Consider the following 20676-nt stretch of genomic DNA (forward strand, 5'->3'; position numbering starts at 1 on the left):
CCGTCCTCAGTTGGCCTCGGCCGTCCCCGGTCCCGGCGGGTCCAGATGGGGTGCCAGCCAGGTCGGCACACCGCCGAGCAGCCGGAACAGCCGGCCCGCCTCGGCGCGCAGCCGGGTCGCCTCCTCCGGCTCGGGCTCGGCGTCGGCCAGGGCGATGAGCGCCGGGGCCGTACCGACCAGATAGCCCAGCTCCTCCCTTATCCGCAGGGACTCCGTGAAGCCGTGCCGGGCCTCCGCCAGCTCGCCCTCGCGCAGGGCGATCAGCGCGAGGTGGCGCCAGGTGGAGGAGAGCAGCAGCGCGTCGCCCTGCGCGGTGGCACCGGCGTGGGCCCTGCGGTAGGCGGCGCGGGCGGCCTGCGGTGAATCGGCGATGTTCTGGGCGATCAGACCCCGCCGGAAGTCCAGCAGCGGCCGGCCCGGGGCGGCCGGGGAGAGCAGCGCCGCGGCCCGGCTCAGCGCCACCCTGGCCTCGTCGGCCCTGTCCCGTACCTTGAGCAGGGTGAAGGCGTAGGCCAGATAGCCCCGCTCGCAGGCGGCGGCCCCGCGTTCGGCGTCGTCGTGGGCCATGGCCTCGGCGGTGCGCAGCGCGTCCTCCGCGTCCGTCCAGCCCTGTCCGGTGTAGACGCACCGCTCCGTCAGCAGCGCCGTCCGCTGGACGGCCGCGGCCGGATCGGTGGTGGCGTCGTGCTCGAGCAGGGCCGCGGCGTCCGTCCAGCAGGCGCGTGAGCGCAACCGCCATACGGCTGTCTGGAGCGGCGGATCGTCATCTGCTGTCGTTCCGGAACCAGACATGGCGGTATACGCCACATTGCCCTCCCCGAGCGCGCCATCGAGCTGTGGAGAGCGTCCGGCCGTCAGGGGCCGGATGCTCTGAGTCTGGCCGCATCACAGCACGGAATGGCACGCCGGGCCAAGAGGTCGCGGCAATGTCAGGTGAAACTTTTCACAATCGGCCGCAGCCCGCGGGGCGGCGCCGGCCCCCGGGAATCAGCTCATCCGCAGGGCGAGGAAGAAATCGAGCTTGTCCTCGAGGCGCGAAAGGTCACGCCCCGTCAACTGCTCGATTCGGCCGACCCGGTAGCGCAGTGTGTTGACGTGCAGATGCAGCCGGGCCGCACAGCGGGTCCATGAACCGTCGCAGTCCAGGAACGCCTCCAGCGTCGGGATCAGCTCCGCCCGGTGGCGCCGGTCGTAGTCGCGCAGCGGGTCGAGCAGCCGTGCGGTGAACGCGCGGCGCACGTCGTCGGGGACGAACGGCAGCAGCAGGACGTGCGAGGCCAGCTCGTGGTGGCCGGCCGCGCAGACCCGCCCCGGACGGGCCGCCGCCACCCGGCGGGCGTGCCGGGCCTCCTCAAGCGCGCCGCGCAGCCCCTCCGCCGAGTGCACCGAGGCGCTGACACCCAGTGTCAGGCGGCCGTCGTCGGCGAGGCCCGCGGAGAGCGGGGCGCGCACGGCGGCCAGCAGGGCGTCGGCGTGCAGCGCGGGGTCGCCCTCCGGGGCCGCCGCCCCGTCCGCGGTCTCGCCCTGATCCGGCAGCGGGGCCCCGACGGCGGGCAGCGGTACCAGGGCGATGGCCTCATCACCCGTGTGGGCGACCGCGATCCGGTCCGCGGTGTCGGGCCCGGTCACGGCCGGGTCGACCAGGATCTCCTCCAGCAGCGCCTGGGCGACCGGGCCGCCCGCGATCCCGGAGCCGGCGCCGCCCGGCGCGTCCTGCTCGGCCCACTCGACCCGGGCGACCACCACCTGCCAGTGCGGCGCGATACCGAGGCCGGGCAGCAGCACCGGGGCGGCGACCCGCAGCCTGGCGGCGATCTCGGCGGGCGGGGCGCCCGCCTGGACCAGTTCCAGGACCTCCTGGGCGAGCCTGCGGCGTACCGTACGGGCGGCGTCGCGCCGGTCGCGTTCGACCGCGATCAGCTGGGTGACGCCCTGGAGCAGGTCGAGCCGGGCAGCCGGCCAGTCGCCCGCGTCGGCCTCCACGGCGAGCAGCCAGTCGGAGAGCACCGACTCCCGCACATCGCGTGAGGCGGGCACCGCCCCCCGGCTGTTGTTGCGGATCGGGAAGAGCGAATAGGTCACCCCGCCGACCGCGGCCCGGTGCGGGGCGCGCCGGCCGGAGCGGACCGCGGCCAGGTGCAGCCCGGCCAGCTCCGCGCCGGCCGGTCCCGGCAGCGGTGCGCCGGCGCCCGCGATCTGCCGTCCGGTGGGGGACAGCACCCAGGCGTGCAGGTCCAGGTCGGAGCCGAGCAGGTCGAGGACCACCTCGGGACCGCCGCCCGCCGGGCCCGAGGTCATCAGCCGTCGGTGCCGGTCGACCACCGCCGCCAGATCACCGGCCCGCTCGCCGGACACCTGGCGGACCACATACTCGGTGATCGTTGCGAACGCGACGGTCTCATTGACCGCGAAGAGCGGCAGCCGGTGCCGGTGGCACGCCTCGACCAGATCGTCCGGGATGTCGCCGAGCTCCGCCTCGCCCGCCGCGAGGCCGGCCACACCGGCGGCGGACAGGATCCGTACGAACGGCTCGGAGTCCTTCGCGTCGCGGCGCCAGGCCAGGCCCGTCAGGACGAGCTCGCCGCCCGTGAGGTAGCGGCTGGGGTCGCGCAGGTCGGTGGTCATCACGCCGCGGACCGACCGGTCCAGCTCGCCGTCGCCGCCGAGCAGCCGCAGGCCCAGCGCATCGTTCTCCAGCAGTGCGCGCAGCCGCATCTCGTCGCCGCCGATCTCGTTCGTTGGTGCGGGGGAAAACTGGGTATTGCCGCGAGGTAACCGATCCCCGCCATTCGTTCGAATCTACAAGACGGGGGTGGAGACCAGCCAACTGCTTCATGGTTTCGGTGACTGCACCAGTTGGCGCAGGGCTTGTGTACTGGGCCACACACCGCGTTAACAACACATGAACGACCAGTCGAGGGCCGGCCGTCCCCAGCCCCAGCGAACGACCCGATTGAGAAGAAGAGAGCCACTCATGGACTTCCTTCGCCCCGCCAGCTGGGAGGAGGCGCTCGCCGCCAAGGCCGAGCACCCGACGGCTGTGCCCATCGCGGGCGGCACCGATGTGATGGTCGAGATCAATTTCGACCACCGGCGGCCCGAGTACCTCCTGGACCTGAACCGCATCGGTGACCTGTCCGAGTGGGAGGTGGGCCAGGAGAGCGTACGGCTCGGCGCCTCTGTCTCGTACAGCGCCATCATGGAGCACCTGCGCGCCGAGCTGCCCGGACTGGCGCTCGCCTCGCACACCGTCGCCTCGCCGCAGATCCGCAACCGCGGCGGCGTCGGCGGCAACCTGGGCACCGCGTCCCCCGCCGGGGACGCCCACCCGGCGCTGCTCGCCGCAGGCGCCGAAGTCGAGGCCGAGTCCGTCCGCGGCACCCGGATGATCCCCATCGACGCCTTCTACACCGGCGTCAAGCGCAACGCCCTCGAACCGGACGAGCTGATCCGGGCCGTGCACATCAAGAAGGCCGACGGGCCGCAGCAGTACTCCAAGGTCGGCACCCGCAACGCGATGGTCATCGCCGTCTGCGCCTTCGGGCTGGCCCTGCACCCCGAGACCCGCACGGTCCGCACCGGCATCGGATCCGCCGCCCCGACACCCGTACGGGCGAAGGAGGCCGAGGAATTCCTGAACGCCGCGCTCGAGGAGGGCGGGTTCTGGGACAGCCGCACGATCATCACGCCGTCCATCGCCAAGCAGTTCGCCACGCTCGCCGCGGCCGCCTGCAACCCGATCGACGACGTGCGCGGCACCGCGAGCTACCGCCGGCACGCGGTCGGGATCATGGCCCGCCGGACCCTCGGCTGGACCTGGGAGTCGTACCGCGGCAACGGCCGCAGCACCGAAGGAGCTGCCTGATCATGCGCGTCAATTTCACGGTCAACGGCCGCAGGCACGAGGCCGACGACGTCTGGGAGGGCGAGTCCCTCCTGTACGTCCTGCGTGAGCGGATGGGCCTGCCCGGTTCCAAGAACGCCTGCGAGCAGGGCGAATGCGGTTCCTGCACGGTCCGCCTGGACGGAGTGCCGGTCTGCGCCTGTCTGGTCGCCGCCGGCCAGGTGGAGGGCCGCGACGTCGTCACCGTCGAAGGCCTCGCCGACTTCGCCGCCCACCGCTCCGAGGCCCACCCCGGCACCGGCTGCGCCTCAGGGGCCTGTGGCATCACCGTCGACAAGGCACAGCGGTGGAAGGCCAAGCCGTCCACCGAGGAGACCCGCGACACCGGCGAGCTCTCCCCGATCCAGCAGGCGTTCATCGACGCCGGAGCCGTCCAGTGCGGCTTCTGCACCCCCGGCCTGCTGGTAGCCGCCGACGAGCTGCTGGAGCGCACCCCGGAGCCCTCCGACGCGGACATCCGCGAGGCGCTCTCCGGCAATCTCTGCCGCTGCACCGGCTACGAGAAGATCCTCGACGCGGTCCGCCTCGCGGCCGCCCGCGCGGAAGAAACGGTCTAGGTCCTGTCCGGAGTCCACCGTCCGCGCCCCGACGCCCGGCACGCACTCCCCCAAGCTCTCGGCTTCGCTCGAGCAGGGGGGACCCCCTTGCCGCACGTGGTCGCAGGACGGGTGACTCCGCCACATGACCTACGACCACGCACACCGATCGCACGCACCGACCGCCGCTGCGCCCGCGCCTCGCGCGGACGACGCGGGACTCCAGACAGGACCTAACGATGGGCGTTACCGGTTCCCCCACCAATATCAACCAGGGCACCCGCACCAAGGGCGGCATCGGCGAGTCCACGCTGCGCCCCGACGGGATCCTGAAGGTCACCGGCGAGTTCGCCTACTCCTCGGACATGTGGCACGAGGACATGCTCTGGGGCCACACCCTGCGCTCCACCGTCGCGCACGCCGAGATCGTCTCGATCGACACCTCGGAGGCGCTCGCCACCTCCGGCGTCTACGCCGTGCTCACCTACGACGACCTGCCGACCGCGGTGAAGAACTACGGCCTGGAGATCCAGGACACCCCCGTCCTCGCCCACGGCAAGGTCCGCCACCACGGTGAACCGGTGGCGATCGTCGCCGCCGACCACCCGGAGACGGCCCGCCGCGCCGCCGCGAAGATCAGGATCGACTACCGCGAGCTGCCGGTCATCACCGACGAGGCCTCCGCCACCGCCGAGGGCGCGCCCCTCGTCCACGAGGGCCGCGACGACCACCACATCGGGCACGTACCGCACCCCAACATCGTCCACCGCCAGCCGATCGTCCGCGGCGACGCGGAGGCGGCGAAGGCCCGTGCCGATGTCGTGGTCAGCGGCGAGTACGTCTTCGGCATGCAGGACCAGGCCTTCCTCGGCCCCGAGTCCGGCCTGGCCGTGCCCTCCGAGGACGGCGGCGTCGACCTGTACGTCGCCACCCAGTGGCTGCACTCCGACCTCCGGCAGATCGCCCCCGTCCTCGGCCTGCCCGAGGACAAGGTCCGCATGACGCTCTCCGGCGTCGGCGGCGCCTTCGGCGGCCGCGAGGACCTGTCGATGCAGATCCACGCCTGCCTGCTTGCGCTGCGCACCGGCAAGCCGGTGAAGATCGTCTACAACCGCTTCGAGTCCTTCTTCGGGCACGTCCACCGCCACCCCGCCAAGCTCTGGTACGAGCACGGCGCCACGCGTGACGGCAAGCTCACCCACATGAAGTGCCGCATCGTGCTGGACGGCGGCGCCTACGCCTCGGCCTCCCCGGCCGTCGTCGGCAACGCCTCCTCCCTCTCCGTCGGCCCGTACGTCATCGACGACGTCGACATCGAGGCGATCGCGCTCTACACCAACAACCCGCCCTGCGGCGCGATGCGCGGCTTCGGCGCGGTCCAGGCCTGCTTCGCCTACGAGGCGCAGATGGACAAGGTCGCCGCCGAACTCGGCATGGACCCGGTCGAGTTCAGGCAGCTCAACGCCATGGAGCAGGGCACCCTGCTGCCGACCGGCCAGGTGGTCGACTCGCCCGCCCCGGTCGCCGAACTGCTGCGCCGGGTCAAGGCCAGGCCGCTGCCGCCCGAGCGCCAGTGGGAGTCCGCGGGCCAGCAGGCCGACGTACGGGCGCTGCCCGGCGGACTGTCGAACACCACACACGGCGAAGGCGTCGTACGCGGTATCGGGTACGCGGTCGGCCTGAAGAACGTCGGTTTCTCCGAGGGGTTCGACGACTACTCCACCGCCCGGGTGCGCATGGAGGTCATCGGCGGCGAGCCCGTCGCGACCGTGCACACCGCCATGGCGGAGGTCGGTCAGGGCGGCGTCACCGTGCACGCCCAGATCGCCCGTACCGAACTGGGCGTCTCCCAGGTCACCATCCACCCGGCCGACACCCGGGTCGGCTCGGCCGGCTCCACGTCCGCGTCCCGCCAGACCTATGTCACCGGCGGGGCCGTGAAGAACTCCTGCGAGGCCGTCCGGGAACATGTCCTGGAGATCGGCCGCCGCAAGTTCGGTACGTACCACCCCGCCTGGGCCACCGCCGAACTCCTCCTGGAGGACGGCAAAGTGGTGACCGACGGCGGCGAGGTGCTGGCCGACCTGGCCGACGTGCTGGAGGACGAGGCGGTCGACATCGAGCTGGAGTGGCGCCACCGGCCCACCGAGGCCTTCGACCTGCGTACCGGACAGGGCGACGGCCACGTCCAGTACAGCTTCGCCGCCCACCGTGCGGTCGTCGAGGTCGACACCGAGCTCGGCCTGGTCAAGGTCATCGAACTGGCCTGCGCCCAGGACGTCGGCAAGGCGCTCAACCCGCTCTCCGTGGTCGGCCAGATCCAGGGCGGCACCCTCCAGGGCATGGGCGTCGCCGTCATGGAGGAGATCATCGTCGACCCGAAGACCGCGAAGGTACGCAACCCGTCCTTCACGGACTACCTGCTGCCCACCATCCTCGACACCCCGACCATCCCGGTCGATGTGCTCGAACTCGCCGACGACCACGCCCCGTACGGGCTCCGTGGCATCGGCGAGGCCCCCACCCTGTCGTCCACCCCGGCCGTCCTCGCGGCGATCCGGAACGCGACGGGACTGGAGCTCAACAGGACGCCGGTGCGGCCTGAGCACCTCACCGGCACCTGACCGGGGCTCCTCCTCAGCTCTCCGGGCGGTGTGCGCCTCCAGGGAACGTCACACTTCCTCCGCCCGCACCGCCCGGAGAACCCAAGTTCCGCACCGCTCGCGGCCCTTGACCGTCTCCACCCGCAATACCCGATCCATCCACTCCGCATGAACAGTTCGTCTCGGGCCGTCCCCCGGGTCGTGCCGCCAGCGCAGTCATCCCAAATCCCGCATTTCGATTCTCCATCGCGGGTGCCCCTGTGAACCTTGGGAGTCAGGCATCATGACCCAGCAGTCAGTGGAACCGAAGACCGGTGCGAAGGACGCGGGCTCCGGCTCGCGCGTCCCCGCCGGCAGATCGTGGCTCGACCGGTACTTCCACATATCCGAGCGTGGATCGACCGTCGCGACCGAAGTGCGCGGCGGCGTCACGACCTTCATGGCCATGGCGTACATCCTGTTGCTCAACCCGCTGATCCTCGGCGGCAAGGACGTCGACGGCAACCTCCTCAGCCAGCCCGGGCTGATCACCGCCACCGCGCTCGCGGCGGCGGCGACCACCCTGCTGATGGGATTCGTCGGCAAGGTCCCCCTCGCGCTCGCCGCGGGGCTCAGCGTCTCCGGCGTCCTGTCCTCACAGGTCGCCCCGGAGATGACCTGGCCGCAGGCCATGGGCATGTGCGTGATGTACGGACTGGTGATCTGCCTCCTGGTGGTCACCGGTCTGCGTGAGCTGATCATGAACGCGATCCCGCTCCCGCTGAAGCACGGCATCACCATGGGCATCGGGCTCTTCATCGCCCTCATCGGTCTCTACAAGGCCGGGTTCGTGGCGAAGGGCACCGCCACCCCGGTGTCCCTCGGCCCCACCGGTGAACTCGCCGGCTGGCCCGTCCTCGTCTTCGCGGTGACCCTGCTGCTGATCTTCATGCTGCAGGCCCGCAACATCCCCGGGGCGATCCTCATCGGCATCGTCGTCGGCACCGTGATCGCGATCGTGATCAACAAGGTCGCCGATGTCGACCCGAAGATCTGGAGCAGCGGCCCGCCCGAGCTCAACGGCAGCGCTGTCTCCTCACCGGACTTCTCGCTCTTCGGGGACGTCGAGTTCGGCGGCTGGGGCGACGTGGGCGCGATGACCGTCGGCTTCATCGTCTTCACCCTGGTGCTGGCCGGCTTCTTCGACGCGATGGCCACCATCATCGGTGTCGGTACGGAGGCGAAGCTGGCCGACGACAAGGGCCGCATGCCGGGCCTGTCCAAGGCGCTGTTCATCGACGGCGCGGGCGGTGCGATCGGCGGCGTCGCCGGCGGCTCCGGCCAGACGGTCTTCGTCGAATCGGCCACCGGCGTCGGTGAGGGGGCCCGGACCGGGCTCGCCTCCGTCGTCACCGGACTCTTCTTCGCCGCCTGTCTCTTCTTCACCCCGCTCACAGCCATCGTGCCGGCCGAGGTGGCCTCCGCCGCCCTGGTCGTCATCGGCGCCATGATGATGCAGAACGCCCGGCACGTGGACTGGAGCGACCGTTCCGTCGCCATCCCGGTCTTCCTGACCGTGGTCCTGATGCCGTTCACCTACACCATCACCACCGGTGTGGCGGCAGGTGTCATCGCCTGGGTCGCGATCAAGGCCGCCCAGGGCCGGGCCCGCGAGGTCGGGGCCTTCATGTGGGGGCTGACGGTGATCTTCGTCGTCTACTTCGCACTCCATCCGATCGAGAGCTGGCTGGGCGTCAGCTGACGCACGCCCTTCCACACACCCGTCAAGGAGACCGAGATGCTGGACATCGCCGAGGAGCTCGACCGGTGGGCCGGGCAGGGACGCGAATTCGCCGTGGCCACCGTCGTCGCCGTCGGCGGCAGCGCACCCCGGCAGCCGGGTGCCGCGCTGGCCGTCGACCGTGACGGAACGGCGATCGGCTCGGTCTCCGGCGGGTGTGTGGAGGGCGCGGTGTACGAACTGTGCCAACAGGCCCTCGACGACGGCGACACCGTCCGGGAGCGGTTCGGCTACAGCGACGAGGACGCCTTCGCCGTCGGCCTGACCTGCGGCGGCGTCATCGACATCCTGGTGACACCGGTCCGGGCGGACGACCCCGCCCGTGCGGTGTTCGCCGCCGCGTTCGCCGCCGCCGCACGGGGGGAGGCGGCGGCGGTCGCCCGGATCACCGACGGGCCGGCCGAGCTCCTCGGCCGGCCCCTGCTGGTCCACCCCGACGGCAGCTTCGAGGGCGGGCTCGGCGGACACCCGGAGCTGGACCGCACCGCGGCCGGCGAGACCCGGGCCATGCTGGACGCGGGCCGCACCGGCACCCTGACCATCGGCGCGGACGGCTCGCGGTGCGGGCAGCCGCTGACCCTGCTCGTCGAATCAAGCGTCCCGCCGCCCCGGATGATCGTGTTCGGGGCCATCGACTTCGCCTCCGCCCTGGTGCGGGCCGGGAAGTTCCTCGGCTACCACGTCACGGTGTGCGACGCCCGCCCGGTCTTCGCCACGCGGGCCAGATTCCCGGAGGCCGACGAGCTGGTCGTCGACTGGCCGCACCGCTACCTGGCCGGTACCGGCGTCGACGCCCGTACCGTCCTGTGCGTCCTCACGCACGACGCCAAGTTCGATGTACCGCTCCTGGAGGCGGCGTTGAAGCTGCCCGTCGCCTACGTCGGTGCGATGGGCTCGCGCCGCACCCACCTGGAGCGCAACGACCGGCTCCGCGAGGCCGGTGTCACCGAACTCGAACTCGCCAGGCTGCACTCGCCGATCGGCCTCGACCTCGGAGCCCGTACGCCCGAGGAGACGGCCCTGTCGATCGCCGCCGAGATAGTCGCCGCCCGGCGCGGCGGCAGCGGTGTCCCGCTGACCGGCGCACACACCCCGATCCACCACGGCGGCGTCCTGGAGCCGGCCGGGCGGATCGGCTCCGTGGCCTGAGGGCGGGCTGACCGGTGCGGTTCGGGAACAGGCGGTTCTCCGCCGCGGCGGTTTCCCGCCAGCGATGGGCCATGACGAACCGGTGCGCCAACCGGTAAATCAGGTGCATGACATCGACACCCTCCACCGCCGCCGGCCGGGCGAGACCCGCTCGCGCGCGGCGCAGAGCCCTCCTCATAGCGACCTCCGTCGCCCTGGTGAGCGGTGCGCTGCTGCCCGTCACCGGTTCCGCGTCCGCCGCCGGGGGGCCCACCCCGTCCGCCGGCCGCCAGACCACCCCGGTCCATGGCTACGACATCACCCTGGTCACCGGCGACGTCGTCCACTACGCCGACGGCGCGGGCAAGCAGGACACCGTCACCGTGGACCGCCCCGACGGCGCGACCGGCGGGGTCCACGTCCAGCAGGCCGGGGACGACATCTACGTCCTGCCCGACGAGGCCGCGAGCCTGATCGCCGCCGGCAAGCTGGACCGCCGCCTGTTCAACGTCTCCGCGCTCGCGAAGATGGGGTACGACGACAAGTCGACCGGCGGCATCCCGCTGATCGCCACCTATCCGGCGGCCAGGAGCCGTTCGCTGCCGGCCGCCCCGCGCGGCAGCAGGACCGTCCGGGCGCTGGAATCCATCCACGGCGCCGCGCTGAAGGCCGGCAAGGACACCGCGCGCGCCTTCTGGGACGACATCGCGCGCACCTCCACAGCCCGCTCACTGGACAACGGCATCGCGAAGCTGTGGCTCGACGGCCGCGTCGAGGCGGCCCTCAAGGACTCCGTCCCGCAGATCAACGCCCCTCAGGCGTGGGCCGAGGGCTACGACGGCAAGGGCATCAAGGTCGCCGTCCTGGACACGGGCATCGACGCCGACCACCCGGACGTCAAGGACCGCATCCTGGAGTCCAAGAGCTTCGTGCCCGGCGAGGAGGTCGACGACAAGCACGGCCACGGCACGCACGTCGCGTCCACGATCGCGGGCTCGGGCGCCGCGTCCGACGGCGTCAACAAGGGTGTCGCCCCGGCCGCCGGTCTGCTCGTCGGCAAGGTGCTGAGCAACGAGGGCTCGGGCGCCGACTCCGGCATCATCGAGGCGATGGAGTGGGCGAAGGCGGAGGGCGCCGACGTCGTCTCCATGAGCCTCGGCTCCAGCGTCCCGGACGACGGCTCCGACCCGATGTCCCAGGCCGTCGACTCCCTCTCGGCCGACGGCGGCCCGCTGTTCGTCATCGCCGCGGGCAACGCCTACGGCGCCGGCACCATCGGTTCGCCCGGCTCGGCGGAGAAGGCGCTCACCATCGCCGCCGTCGACAAGCAGGACAAGCGCGCGGACTTCTCCTCCATGGGCCCGCTGACCCGCTCCTACGGCCTCAAGCCGGACCTCTCCGCGCCGGGCGTCGACATCAACGCGGCCGCCTCGCAGTCGGTCCCCGGCGTGAGCGGCATGTACCGGTCGATGTCCGGTACGTCGATGGCGACGCCCCATGTCGCCGGCGCGGCCGCCATTCTGAAGCAGCGTCACCCCGACTGGACCGGTCAGCGCATCAAGGAAGCGCTGATGACCTCGTCGAAGGTGCTGCCCGACTACACCCCGTACGAGCAGGGCACCGGCCGTCTCGACGTGAAGGCCGCGATCGACACGACCATCGAGGCCACCGGCTCCGTCGCGGTCGCCGCCTTCAACTGGCCGCACACCCCCTCCGAAGCGGTCGCCGAGCGGACCATCACGTACCGCAACAGCGGCACGCAGGACGTCACCCTGGACCTGGCGACGGACAGCGCGTCGGACGCGTACACGCTGTCGGCCAAGCAGCTGACCGTGCCGGCCGGTTCGACGGCCGAGGCCGTGCTCTCGCTGGACCCGTCGAAGGTCGCGAACAACACCACGTTCTCCGGCCAGGTGATCGCGAAGAACGCCGCGGGCACCGTCGTCGCCCACACCGGATTCGCCCTCAACAAGGAGCAGGAGCTCTACGACCTGACGCTCCGGCTCCGTGACCGCGCCGGCAAGCCGATGGACGGCCAGGTCATCATCGGACAGCTCGGCGACCCGAACATCGGAGTCGTGCCCGTCCCCGGTGACACCACGCTGCGCCTGCCCCCGGGCAACTACACCGCCTGGACCGCCGCCGACATCAAGGGCGACACCGCCGACTCGCAGGCCCTCGCCTTCCTGGCGGCCCCCGAGATCATCCTCGACAAGGCCACCACGGTCACGCTCGACGCGTCGAAGGCCCGCAAGGTCAGCGTGCGGACGCCGCAGGAGACCGAGACCCGGCAGCTGCGCTACGACATGGCGCGCATCGCGCCGGACGGCACCGTCCTGCGCGACGCGTTCCAGATCCCGATGACGTACGACCAGCTGTGGGCGAGCCCCACCAAGAAGGTCACCCAGGGCAGCTTCTCCTTCCTGACACGCTGGCGTCAGGGCGAGAAGCTGATCGACCTGACGGCCGGCGGCCGCGATGTGCCGGTGGCCGTGCAGGGCGGTTCGCCCGTCGCCGAGGACAGCCGGCAGCGGCTCGACAGCGTCTTCGCGGGCAACGGAGCCGCCGCCGACTACGCGGGCCTCGACGTGAAGGGCAAGGCCGTCGTGATCCGCAGCAGCGACACGGTGGCCCCGGCCGACCGGGCCGCGGCCGCGATCGCCGCCGGCGCCAAGGCGCTGTTCGTCGTCAACTCGGGCGACGGCGTGCTGATGGAGCCCTACGCCGGCTACGGCACCACGCTGCCGATCCCGGTCGCCTCCGTCCAGCGGCTCGCCGGCGAGGGCCTGGTCAAGGCCGCCCAGCACGGCAGCAAGCTCACCGTCGACCAGCGGAAGTTCGCGCGCTACGTGTACGACCTGGTCGACCGTCACGACGGCACGATCCCGGACCGCTCGCTGGCCTTCGCACCGTCCACGCGCCAGCTCGCGAAGGTGGAGAACACCTTCTACGGCCAGCGGGACGTCGTCGGCGGCGGCTACCGCTACGACATCCCGGACTACGGGTACGGCGTCGGCTTCACCGAGTACGAGAAGTACCCCGCCACCCGCACCGAGTGGGTCACCCCGCTGCCGGGCGCCTCGTTCTGGTACGAGGACCACTCGGTGTTCAACGAGGACGGATCGGATATCTCGCTGGAGGAGCGCAGCGGCAGCCTGGACTACACGGCGGGCCGCACGTACCCCGCCGACTGGTTCGCTCCCATCGCCCGGCCGCGTCTGGGCACCGGCTACTGGGGACCGTTCCGGTCCTCGTACAACGACATCCAGTTCAACATCACGCCGTGGACGGACTCCGGCGCCGGTCACTCCGGCTCCATGCCCGACAAGGAGTACGACAGCGGCATCATCGCCTTCTTCCAGGGCGACACCCTGCTGGAGAAGTCCGCCGGACGCGCGGGCTACGCCTGGGACCTCTCGCCCGAGAAGACCCCCTACCGGCTGGTGCTCGACGCCTCGCGCGACGCGGACACCTGGAAGACCTCCGTCCGCACGCACACCGAGTGGAACTTCGTCTCGGGTGCGCTCGACCCGGAAGGGCCTACGGAGGCGGACATCCCGATGCTCCAGCTGGACTACGACGTCGCGACCGACCTCGCCGGTGACGTGAAGGCCGGGAAGTGGACCGAGATCGGTCTGTCGTCCACCACGCAGGAGTGGCTGGAGGGCGCCGTGAAGGCAGCGAAGGCCTCGCTGTCGGTCAGCTACGACGACGGGGAGACCTGGAGCGCGGTACAGCTGAAGAAGGACGCGGCCGGTTCCTGGACCGCCCGGTTCAAGACCCCCGCGAAGGGTGCCACCGCCGTGTCGCTCAAGGCGCACGCCGAGGCCGGTGACGGTCTCGCCGTGGACCAGGAGATCATCCGGGCCTTCGGCCTGAAGTGACCTGCTGAGGTCCCCGACCGAGGCGGCCGCGCATCCCGGGAACGGGGTGCGCGGCCGCCTTCCTCGCGCTCTCCCCATGATCAAAATTTGTCTGGTTTGCCCGTATATGGCAGGCCATAACGGCAAAAAGGGACTTTTTGCGGTGTCGTGGGAGTTGCCACGGCACCACCCGGAGGCTTATAAGAGGAAGGTGGCCGAGGCGATTCCGGGAATTCCGGGGGACTGCCGCCACGGAGGTTTCCCATGTTTCTGACTCCGTCCGACACGGAGAAATTGCTGCTGAGCGTTGCCGGAATGGTCGCCCGTGACCGGCGGGAGCGGGGTGTCCGCCTCAACTACCCCGAGGCCGTCGCGCTGCTCGCCTGCTGGGCGATGGAACGAGCCCGCGAAGGGGCCCGGGTCGCCGACCTCATGACTGCGGGGCGATCTGTCCTCACCCGCGCTGACGTGCTGGAAGGCGTCCCGGAGATGCTGCACGACGTCCAGGTCGAGGCGACCTTCCCCGACGGGCGCAAGCTCGTCACGATCACCTCGCCGATCCCGTGATCCCCGGCGAGATCCGGACCGGACCCGGCGTCCTGCACATAAATTCCGGCCGCCATACGATTCGGCTGACCGTGGTGAATGACGGGGACCGTCCCATTCAGATCGGCTCTCATTTCCATTTCTCCGACGTGAATCCCGCACTTTCCTTCGACCGCCCGTCGGCGAGGGGATTTCGGCTCGACATTCCCTCCGGTACGTCGCTGCGCTTCGAGCCCGGCGTCGGTGCGGAGGTCACCCTCGTCGCGCTCGGCGGACGCGGGAGGGTCCCCGGCATCGTCGTACCCACCGCGGCCCCGGCCCGCACCGCAGCAGAGGAGGCCGTGTGACATGGCACAACTGACCCGAGCCGCCTACGCGGCGCTCTACGGACCCACCACCGGCGACCGCATCCGGCTCGCCGACACCGACCTCTGGATCGAGGTCGAGGAGGACCGCTGCTTCGGCGGCGAGGAAGCCGTCTTCGGTGGCGGCAAGTCGATCCGCGAATCCATGGCCCAGGCCACCTCCTCACGCGCCGAGGGCGCCCTCGACCTGGTCATCACCAACGTCGTGGTCCTCGACCACTGGGGCGTCGTCAAGACCGACATCGGCATCCGGGCCGGGAGGATCGTCGCCCTCGGCCGCTCCGGCAACCCCGACATCGCCGACGGCGTCCACCCGGACCTCGTCATCGGGCCCGGCACCGACGTCGTCTCCGGCGAGGGCCGCATCCTGACCGCCGGGGCCGTCGACACCCACGTCCACTTCCTCATGCCGGAGACCCTCCACGAGGCCCTGGCCACCGGCACCACGACCGTCATCGGCGGCGGCACCGGCGCCACCGAGGGATCCAAGGCCACCACGGTCACCCCCGGCGCCTGGAACCTCGCGATGATGCACCGGTCCCTGGACCGTGTCCCGCTCAACATCATGCTGTTCGCCAAGGGCTCCACCGTCGGCGAGGAAGCCCTGCGCGAGGCCGCGCTCGGCGGCGCGGGCGGCTACAAGGTCCACGAGGACTGGGGCGCCACCCCCGCGGCCATCGACGCCGCCCTGAAGGCCGCCGACACCTACGGCCTCCAGGTCGCCCTGCACGGCGACAGCCTCAACGAGGCCGGGTACGTCGAGAGCACCCTCGACGCCATCGCCGGACGCGGAATCCACGTCTTCCACGCCGAGGGCGCGGGCGGCGGCCACGCACCCGACATCATCACCGTGGCCTCCCACCCCCACATCCTTCCGGCGTCCACCAACCCGACGCTCCCGCACACCGTCAACACCGTCGACGAACACCTCGACATGCTGATGGTCTGCCACCACCTCAACCCACGGGTCCCCGAGGACCTGGCCTTCGCCGAGTCCCGCATCCGCGCCACCACCATCGCGGCCGAGGACGTCCTCCACGACATCGGCGCCCTCTCCATCACCTCCTCCGACGCCCAGGCCATGGGCCGCATCGGCGAGGTCATCTGCCGCACCTGGCAGGTCGCCCACGTCATGAAGCAGCGCTTCGGGGACCGCGGCAGCGCCCTGCCCGCCGACAACGAACGCGCCCGCCGCTACGTCGCCAAGTACACGATCTGCCCCGCCGTCGCCCACGGCATCGACCACGTCATCGGCTCCGTCGAACCGGGCAAGCTCGCCGACCTGGTGCTCTGGGACCCCGCGTTCTTCGGCATCCGCCCCGCAGCCGTCATCAAGGGCGGCATGGTGGTGTACGCGCCCCTGGGCGACGCCAACGCCGCGATCCCCACCACTCAGCCCGTGCTGCTGCGCCCCACCGCCGCCGCCGGGGCGGCCCCGCACCTCTCCGTCACCTTCGTCGCCCCGGCCGCCCTGGCGGACGGCCTGGCCGGACGCCTCGGACTCGTACGCGAACTGGTCGCCGTGCGCCCCACCCGCCACCTCACCAAGGCCGATCTGCCGAACAACACCGCGCTGCCGGCCATCGAGGTGGACCCGGAGACCTTCGCCATCCGTATCGACGGGGAGCCCGTCGAGCCGTCGCCCGCCACCGAACTGCCGCTGACCCAGCGGTACTCCATGTTCTGATGGCATCCCTGGCCTCGCTCCTGCTCGGCGACGGACGGCTCCCGGTCGGCGCGTACACCTACAGCGCGGGACTCGAACCGGCCGTCGCCGCAGGCCTCACCCGCGACCGGATCCCCGCCCTGCTGAGGGCCCGGCTGCACACCACCGCCGTCACCGAGGCGGCCGCCGCCGTCCTCGCCCTGCGGGCCGCCGGGCAGGACCCGGTCGGCTACGGCCCCGTGCAGCACGCCCTCACCGCCCGGACCCCGGCCGCCCCGCAGCGCGAGGCGTCGGCGACGCTCGGCCGGGGTGTGCACCGGCTGGCCAGGCGGCTGGCCCCGGACCATCCGGCGGTCACCGCACTGGCGGCCCTGAGCCCCCGGCCCCTGCGGCCGGTCGCGCTCGGCGCCCTCGGAGCCGTACTGGAGGTCTCCGAGGACGAACTGGCGCACGCCGTCGTCTACGACGAGCTCCAGACCATCGCCTCCGCCGCCCTGAAACTCCTGCCCGGCGACCCGCTCGACTCGGTCGCCTGGATCCTCGCCGCGCAACCCGACGCGGCACGGGCGGTGGCCACCGCCCTCGCCGTACGGAGCCCGGAGCGACTGCCGGCCCGTACCGCCCCGCTCACCGAACAGTGGGCGCTCGAACACGCACGACGCGAACGGAGACTCTTCCTTGCCTGACAACGACACCACCCCCGCGCAGCAGCCCAACCCCCACTTCCACGAGCCGCTCAACCAGCCCCGCGCCCTGCGCCTCGGCGTCGCGGGACCGGTCGGCACCGGTAAGAGCTCCATCCTGGCCACCCTGTGCCGCGAGCTCGCCGGCGAACTCTCCATGGCGGTCGTCACCAACGACATCTACACCGACGAGGACGCACGCTTCCTGCGCTCGGCGGGCGTCCTGCCCACCGAACGCATCCGCGCGGTCGAGACCGGCGCCTGCCCGCACACCGCGATCCGTGACGACGTCAGCGCCAACCTGGACGCCGTCGAGGACCTGGAGGAGGCGTACGGACCGCTGGACGTGGTCCTCATCGAGAGCGGCGGCGACAACCTCACCGCCACCTTCAGTCCGGCCCTCGCCGACGCACAGCTCTTCTGCATCGACGTCGCGGGCGGCGGCGACGTCGCGCGCAAGGGCGGACCCGGTATCACCGGCGCCGACCTCCTGATCATCAACAAGACGGACCTCGCGCCCTATGTGGAGGTGGACGTGCCCGCCATGGTCGCCGACGCCGAAGCGGCCCGCGGCGGACTGCCCGTCCTCGCCCTCTCGAAGAAGGACCCGGTCTCCGTCGCCGAACTCGCCGACTGGGTAAGGTCGTTGCTCGTGCGCCACCGCTCTGGCACCCACATCCCCACCGACCCCGGGCCGATGGCGCCCCACAGCCACTCGTGAACGAACCGGTTGTCGTCGCCGTCGAACGCGACACCTCGGGCCGCCACCTGGCGCGCGAGCTGCGGCCCGGCGCGTTCCTCGCCCCCCGGCCGCTGATGCCGGAGTCCGACCGGATGCGGATCGCCCTGGTCGGCACGCGGGCCGGGCTGCTCGCGGGCGACGACCTCGGACTGCGGATCTCGGTCGGCCCCGGCGCGCGCCTGGAACTCGTCGAACCGGCCGGCCTCGTCGCCTACGACCACCGGGGCGGAACCTCCCGCTGGCAGGCCCGGGTCGATATCGCCGAGGGCGGTGAACTCCTGTGGTGCGGAATGCCGTTCGTCGTCTCCGCGGGGGCCGACGTCGAGCGCGTGATGGACGCCCGGCTCGCCGCCGGGGCCCGGATGCTGTGGCGCGACACCCTGGTCCTCGGCCGCTCCGGCGAGCGCGGCGGGAGCGTGCGGGCCACCACCCGGGTGACGTACGACGGCGGCGAACTCCTCGTCGAGGACCTCGACCTGGCCGATCCGGAGCTGCGCGAACTGCCCGGTGTCCTGGGGCCCCACCGCGTCATCGGCGCCGTCACCGCACTCGGTGCGACACCGGCGGGCCCGCCGCACCCCTACCGTACGGACCTGGCGGGCCCGGGTGCGCAGGTGCGCCTGCTGGACACCGTGGCCCCCGCCGTCGAGGCGGAGCTGGCCGCCGTCTGGGAGTCCTGGCTCACCAGCTGATATGCACCATACATACAAGATGTATGGTGCATGGAGAGGGCTCGGGGCGGCGGAGACGCCGCGCCGGACACAGCGAGTCGGAGGAACAGCGCAATGACACTGGAGAACAAGGTCGCCGTCGTCACCGGAGGAGCCTCGGGAATCGGCGAGGCTGTCACCCGGGTCTTCGTCGAGCGGGGCGCCCGGGTCGTGGTCGTCGACCTCCAGCAGGAGGCCGGGGACGCCCTGGCGGCCGATCTCGGCGACGAGGTGGTGTTCCTCCGGGGCGACGTCTCGGACCGGGCGGTCGCTGATCTTGCGGTGGCCAGAGCCGTCGAGCGCTTCGGCGCCCTGGACATCCTCGTCAACAACGCCAGCGCCTCACGCGTGCGGCCCTTCACCGAGCAGACCGAGGACGACTGGAAACTCGCCCTGGACACCGGCCTCTTCGCCACCCGCAACTTCATGCTCGCCGCCTACCCCGAACTCCGCAGGAGCCAGGGTGCGGTGATCAACTTCGCCTCGGGCGCCGGCATCGAAGGGCAGCCGAACCAGGCGTCGTACGCCGCCGGGAAGGAGGCGATCCGCGGACTGAGCAGGGTCGTCGCCAACGAGTGGGCGGCCGACCGGATCCGGGTCAACGTCGTCTCGCCGATGGCGAGGACGGCGGGCGTCGCCGCCTGGGCCGAGGCCAACCCCGAGCAGTACGCCCAGTCCGCCGCCAAGGTCCCGCTCGGCCGCTTCGGTGACCCGCGCACGGACGTCGCCCCCGTCGTCGCGTTCCTGGCGAGCGACGACGCCCGTTACATCACCGGTCAGACCCTGATGGCCGACGGCGGCGCGATCAAGCTCCGCTGACCGCGTCGGGGCCCGCCACTTCCGCGCTGCGGGACCGGCGGGCCCCGGTGCGCACCACCGCCGCCGCGCACAGCAGGGCCGGTGCCGCCGCCAGCGCGAAGCACAGGGTGAGCGGCAGCCGGTCGACCAGCAGGCCGGTCACGGCGGTGCCGCCCGAGGAGCCGGCGTTGAACGCGGTGTTCACCCAGGCGCCCGCCTGGGTGCGCCGGCCGGCGTCCACCGACTCGTCGGCGATCAGATACGCGGTCGTGAGCGCCGGGGCGACGAAGAGTCCGGCGACCGCGACCGCCGCGATCAGTACGTACAGATGCGGCGACACCCCGGCCGCCATCAGCGCCGCACCCAGCCCCGCGGCCACCACCGGCAGCCGCACCCGGCTCGACGACTTCCACCGCACCGCTCCGTAGGCCAGACCGCCGACCGCGCTCCCGGCCGAGAGCGCGGCCAGGACCCAGGACACGGCCGCCGGATGGTGCAGCCGGTCGGTGAACGCCACCACCAGCAGATCGAGCGCCCCGAGGCCGAGCCCCACGGCGGCCGTCACCAGGACCGCGTGGCGCAGGCCGGCGATGCCGTGGAGCCGCAGCCGGGGCGCGGCGGGCGCGTCGGCGCGGGCCTCCTCGGCGATCATCCGACGGGGCACCACGGGCGACGTCACCAGGGCCAGTGCTCCCACGAACACGAGCACCGCACCGGCCAGGACACCGGCCGAGGGTCCGGTGACCGTCACCACGATCCCGACCAGCAACGGGCCCGTGACGTACAGCAGTTCCTCGGCGACGCCGTCCAGGCTGTACGCGCGCTGCAGCAGCTCCCGGTCGGGGGCGAGGCTGCTCCAGAGCGTCCGCATGACCGGCCCCAGCGGCGGAGTGCAGGCACCCGCCGCCACGGCGAGCGCACCCAGGACCAGCGGTGGCGCGCCGGGCTGCCACGTGGTCAGGGCGAGCACGGTGAGCAGCGCCGCGTACAGCCCGGCCATGGGCGGAAGGGCCCGGCGCGGTCCGTGCCGGTCGATCAGTGCGGCACGGGCGGGGGACAGGACGACACTCGCGGCCCCGAACAGGGCCATCGCACCACCGGCGACGGAGTACGAACCGGTGGCGTCCTTGACCGCGAGCAGCAGGGCGAGAGGGACGATCCCGTAGGAGAGCCGCCCCAGCAGCGAGGTGCCGAAGGTGCGCGCGGCATGAGGGGTGCGGAGAACAGTGGCGTACGAAGGCGCCCGCGAGGGCGCGGGTGAAGGAGTGAGCACGATGACATTCCTCGTGAGGGCAGCGCGGCGAGCCGGCGCTGCGGGCATGCGGGGACACCGGAGTGCCGCACCCGGGGCG

The 20676-nt window shown here is 71.9% G+C and carries 16 protein-coding genes; 13 read left to right on the plus strand and 3 right to left on the minus strand.

Annotation, left to right across the window (positions count from 1 at the left end; genetic code table 11):
• Positions 1-6 precede the first annotated feature (6 nt).
• Both OG782_RS30565 and OG782_RS30570 read right to left on the minus strand, forming a co-directional pair.
• Positions 7-792, minus strand: a complete 786-nt coding sequence (locus OG782_RS30565) for a hypothetical protein (protein ID WP_406456459.1) — start codon at positions 790-792, stop codon at positions 7-9.
• A gap of 195 nt (positions 793-987) precedes the next feature.
• Entirely contained in the window at positions 988-2715 is a 1728-nt protein-coding gene (locus OG782_RS30570; protein WP_406456461.1) for a PucR family transcriptional regulator, read from the minus strand.
• A gap of 259 nt (positions 2716-2974) precedes the next feature.
• On the opposite strand from OG782_RS30570, the gene OG782_RS30575 reads away from it, so the two are divergent.
• From OG782_RS30575 to OG782_RS30635, 13 genes are all read left to right on the plus strand, one after another.
• On the plus strand, positions 2975-3865 hold the full coding sequence (locus OG782_RS30575; RefSeq protein ID WP_406456462.1) for an FAD binding domain-containing protein: 891 nt from the start codon (positions 2975-2977) through the stop codon (positions 3863-3865).
• A gap of 2 nt (positions 3866-3867) precedes the next feature.
• Positions 3868-4461: a (2Fe-2S)-binding protein gene (locus tag OG782_RS30580; protein WP_406456464.1), complete on the plus strand. Its 594-nt coding sequence runs from the start codon at positions 3868-3870 to the stop codon at positions 4459-4461.
• Positions 4462-4679: 218 nt separating this feature from the next.
• Positions 4680-7064, plus strand: coding sequence for a xanthine dehydrogenase family protein molybdopterin-binding subunit (locus OG782_RS30585; protein ID WP_406456466.1), 2385 nt, complete (start codon positions 4680-4682; stop codon positions 7062-7064).
• A 262-nt stretch (positions 7065-7326) separates the two neighbouring features.
• The gene (locus tag OG782_RS30590; protein WP_406456468.1) at positions 7327-8784 is read left to right on the plus strand and encodes an NCS2 family permease; all 1458 of its coding nucleotides are present in this window, start codon (positions 7327-7329) and stop codon (positions 8782-8784) included.
• A 36-nt stretch (positions 8785-8820) separates the two neighbouring features.
• Positions 8821-9972, plus strand: a complete 1152-nt coding sequence (locus tag OG782_RS30595; RefSeq protein WP_406456470.1) for an XdhC family protein — start codon at positions 8821-8823, stop codon at positions 9970-9972.
• 107 nt (positions 9973-10079) lie between these two features.
• Entirely contained in the window at positions 10080-13835 is a 3756-nt protein-coding gene (locus OG782_RS30600; protein ID WP_406456472.1) for a S8 family peptidase, read from the plus strand.
• A gap of 243 nt (positions 13836-14078) precedes the next feature.
• A complete protein-coding gene (locus OG782_RS30605) occupies positions 14079-14381 on the plus strand; it encodes an urease subunit gamma (protein WP_148021623.1) in 303 nt (100 codons plus the stop codon).
• Positions 14378-14707: an urease subunit beta gene (locus OG782_RS30610; protein ID WP_406456474.1), complete on the plus strand. Its 330-nt coding sequence runs from the start codon at positions 14378-14380 to the stop codon at positions 14705-14707. The genes OG782_RS30605 and OG782_RS30610 overlap by 4 nt, the downstream gene beginning before the upstream one ends.
• Position 14708: 1 nt before the next feature.
• The gene (locus OG782_RS30615; RefSeq protein WP_406456476.1) at positions 14709-16412 is read left to right on the plus strand and encodes an urease subunit alpha; all 1704 of its coding nucleotides are present in this window, start codon (positions 14709-14711) and stop codon (positions 16410-16412) included.
• Complete coding sequence (locus OG782_RS30620; protein ID WP_406456478.1) at positions 16412-17077, plus strand: urease accessory protein UreF; 666 nt, start codon at positions 16412-16414, stop codon at positions 17075-17077. The genes OG782_RS30615 and OG782_RS30620 overlap by 1 nt, the downstream gene beginning before the upstream one ends.
• A 67-nt stretch (positions 17078-17144) precedes the next feature.
• Complete coding sequence (gene ureG / locus OG782_RS30625) at positions 17145-17795, plus strand: urease accessory protein UreG (RefSeq protein ID WP_406459356.1); 651 nt, start codon at positions 17145-17147, stop codon at positions 17793-17795.
• Entirely contained in the window at positions 17792-18508 is a 717-nt protein-coding gene (locus tag OG782_RS30630) for an urease accessory protein UreD (protein WP_406456480.1), read from the plus strand. Before ureG ends, OG782_RS30630 begins: the two co-directional genes overlap by 4 nt.
• Positions 18509-18601: 93 nt before the next feature.
• Positions 18602-19345, plus strand: a complete 744-nt coding sequence (locus tag OG782_RS30635; protein ID WP_406456482.1) for an SDR family NAD(P)-dependent oxidoreductase — start codon at positions 18602-18604, stop codon at positions 19343-19345.
• Here OG782_RS30635 and OG782_RS30640 read toward each other — a convergent pair.
• Positions 19332-20597, minus strand: a complete 1266-nt coding sequence (locus OG782_RS30640; protein WP_406456484.1) for an MFS transporter — start codon at positions 20595-20597, stop codon at positions 19332-19334. The genes OG782_RS30635 and OG782_RS30640 overlap by 14 nt on opposite strands.
• Positions 20598-20676 lie beyond the last annotated feature (79 nt).

Origin of the sequence: Streptomyces sp. NBC_00876 (assembly GCF_045207435.1) — a bacterium.
Taxonomy (GTDB): Bacteria; Actinomycetota; Actinomycetes; order Streptomycetales; family Streptomycetaceae; genus Streptomyces.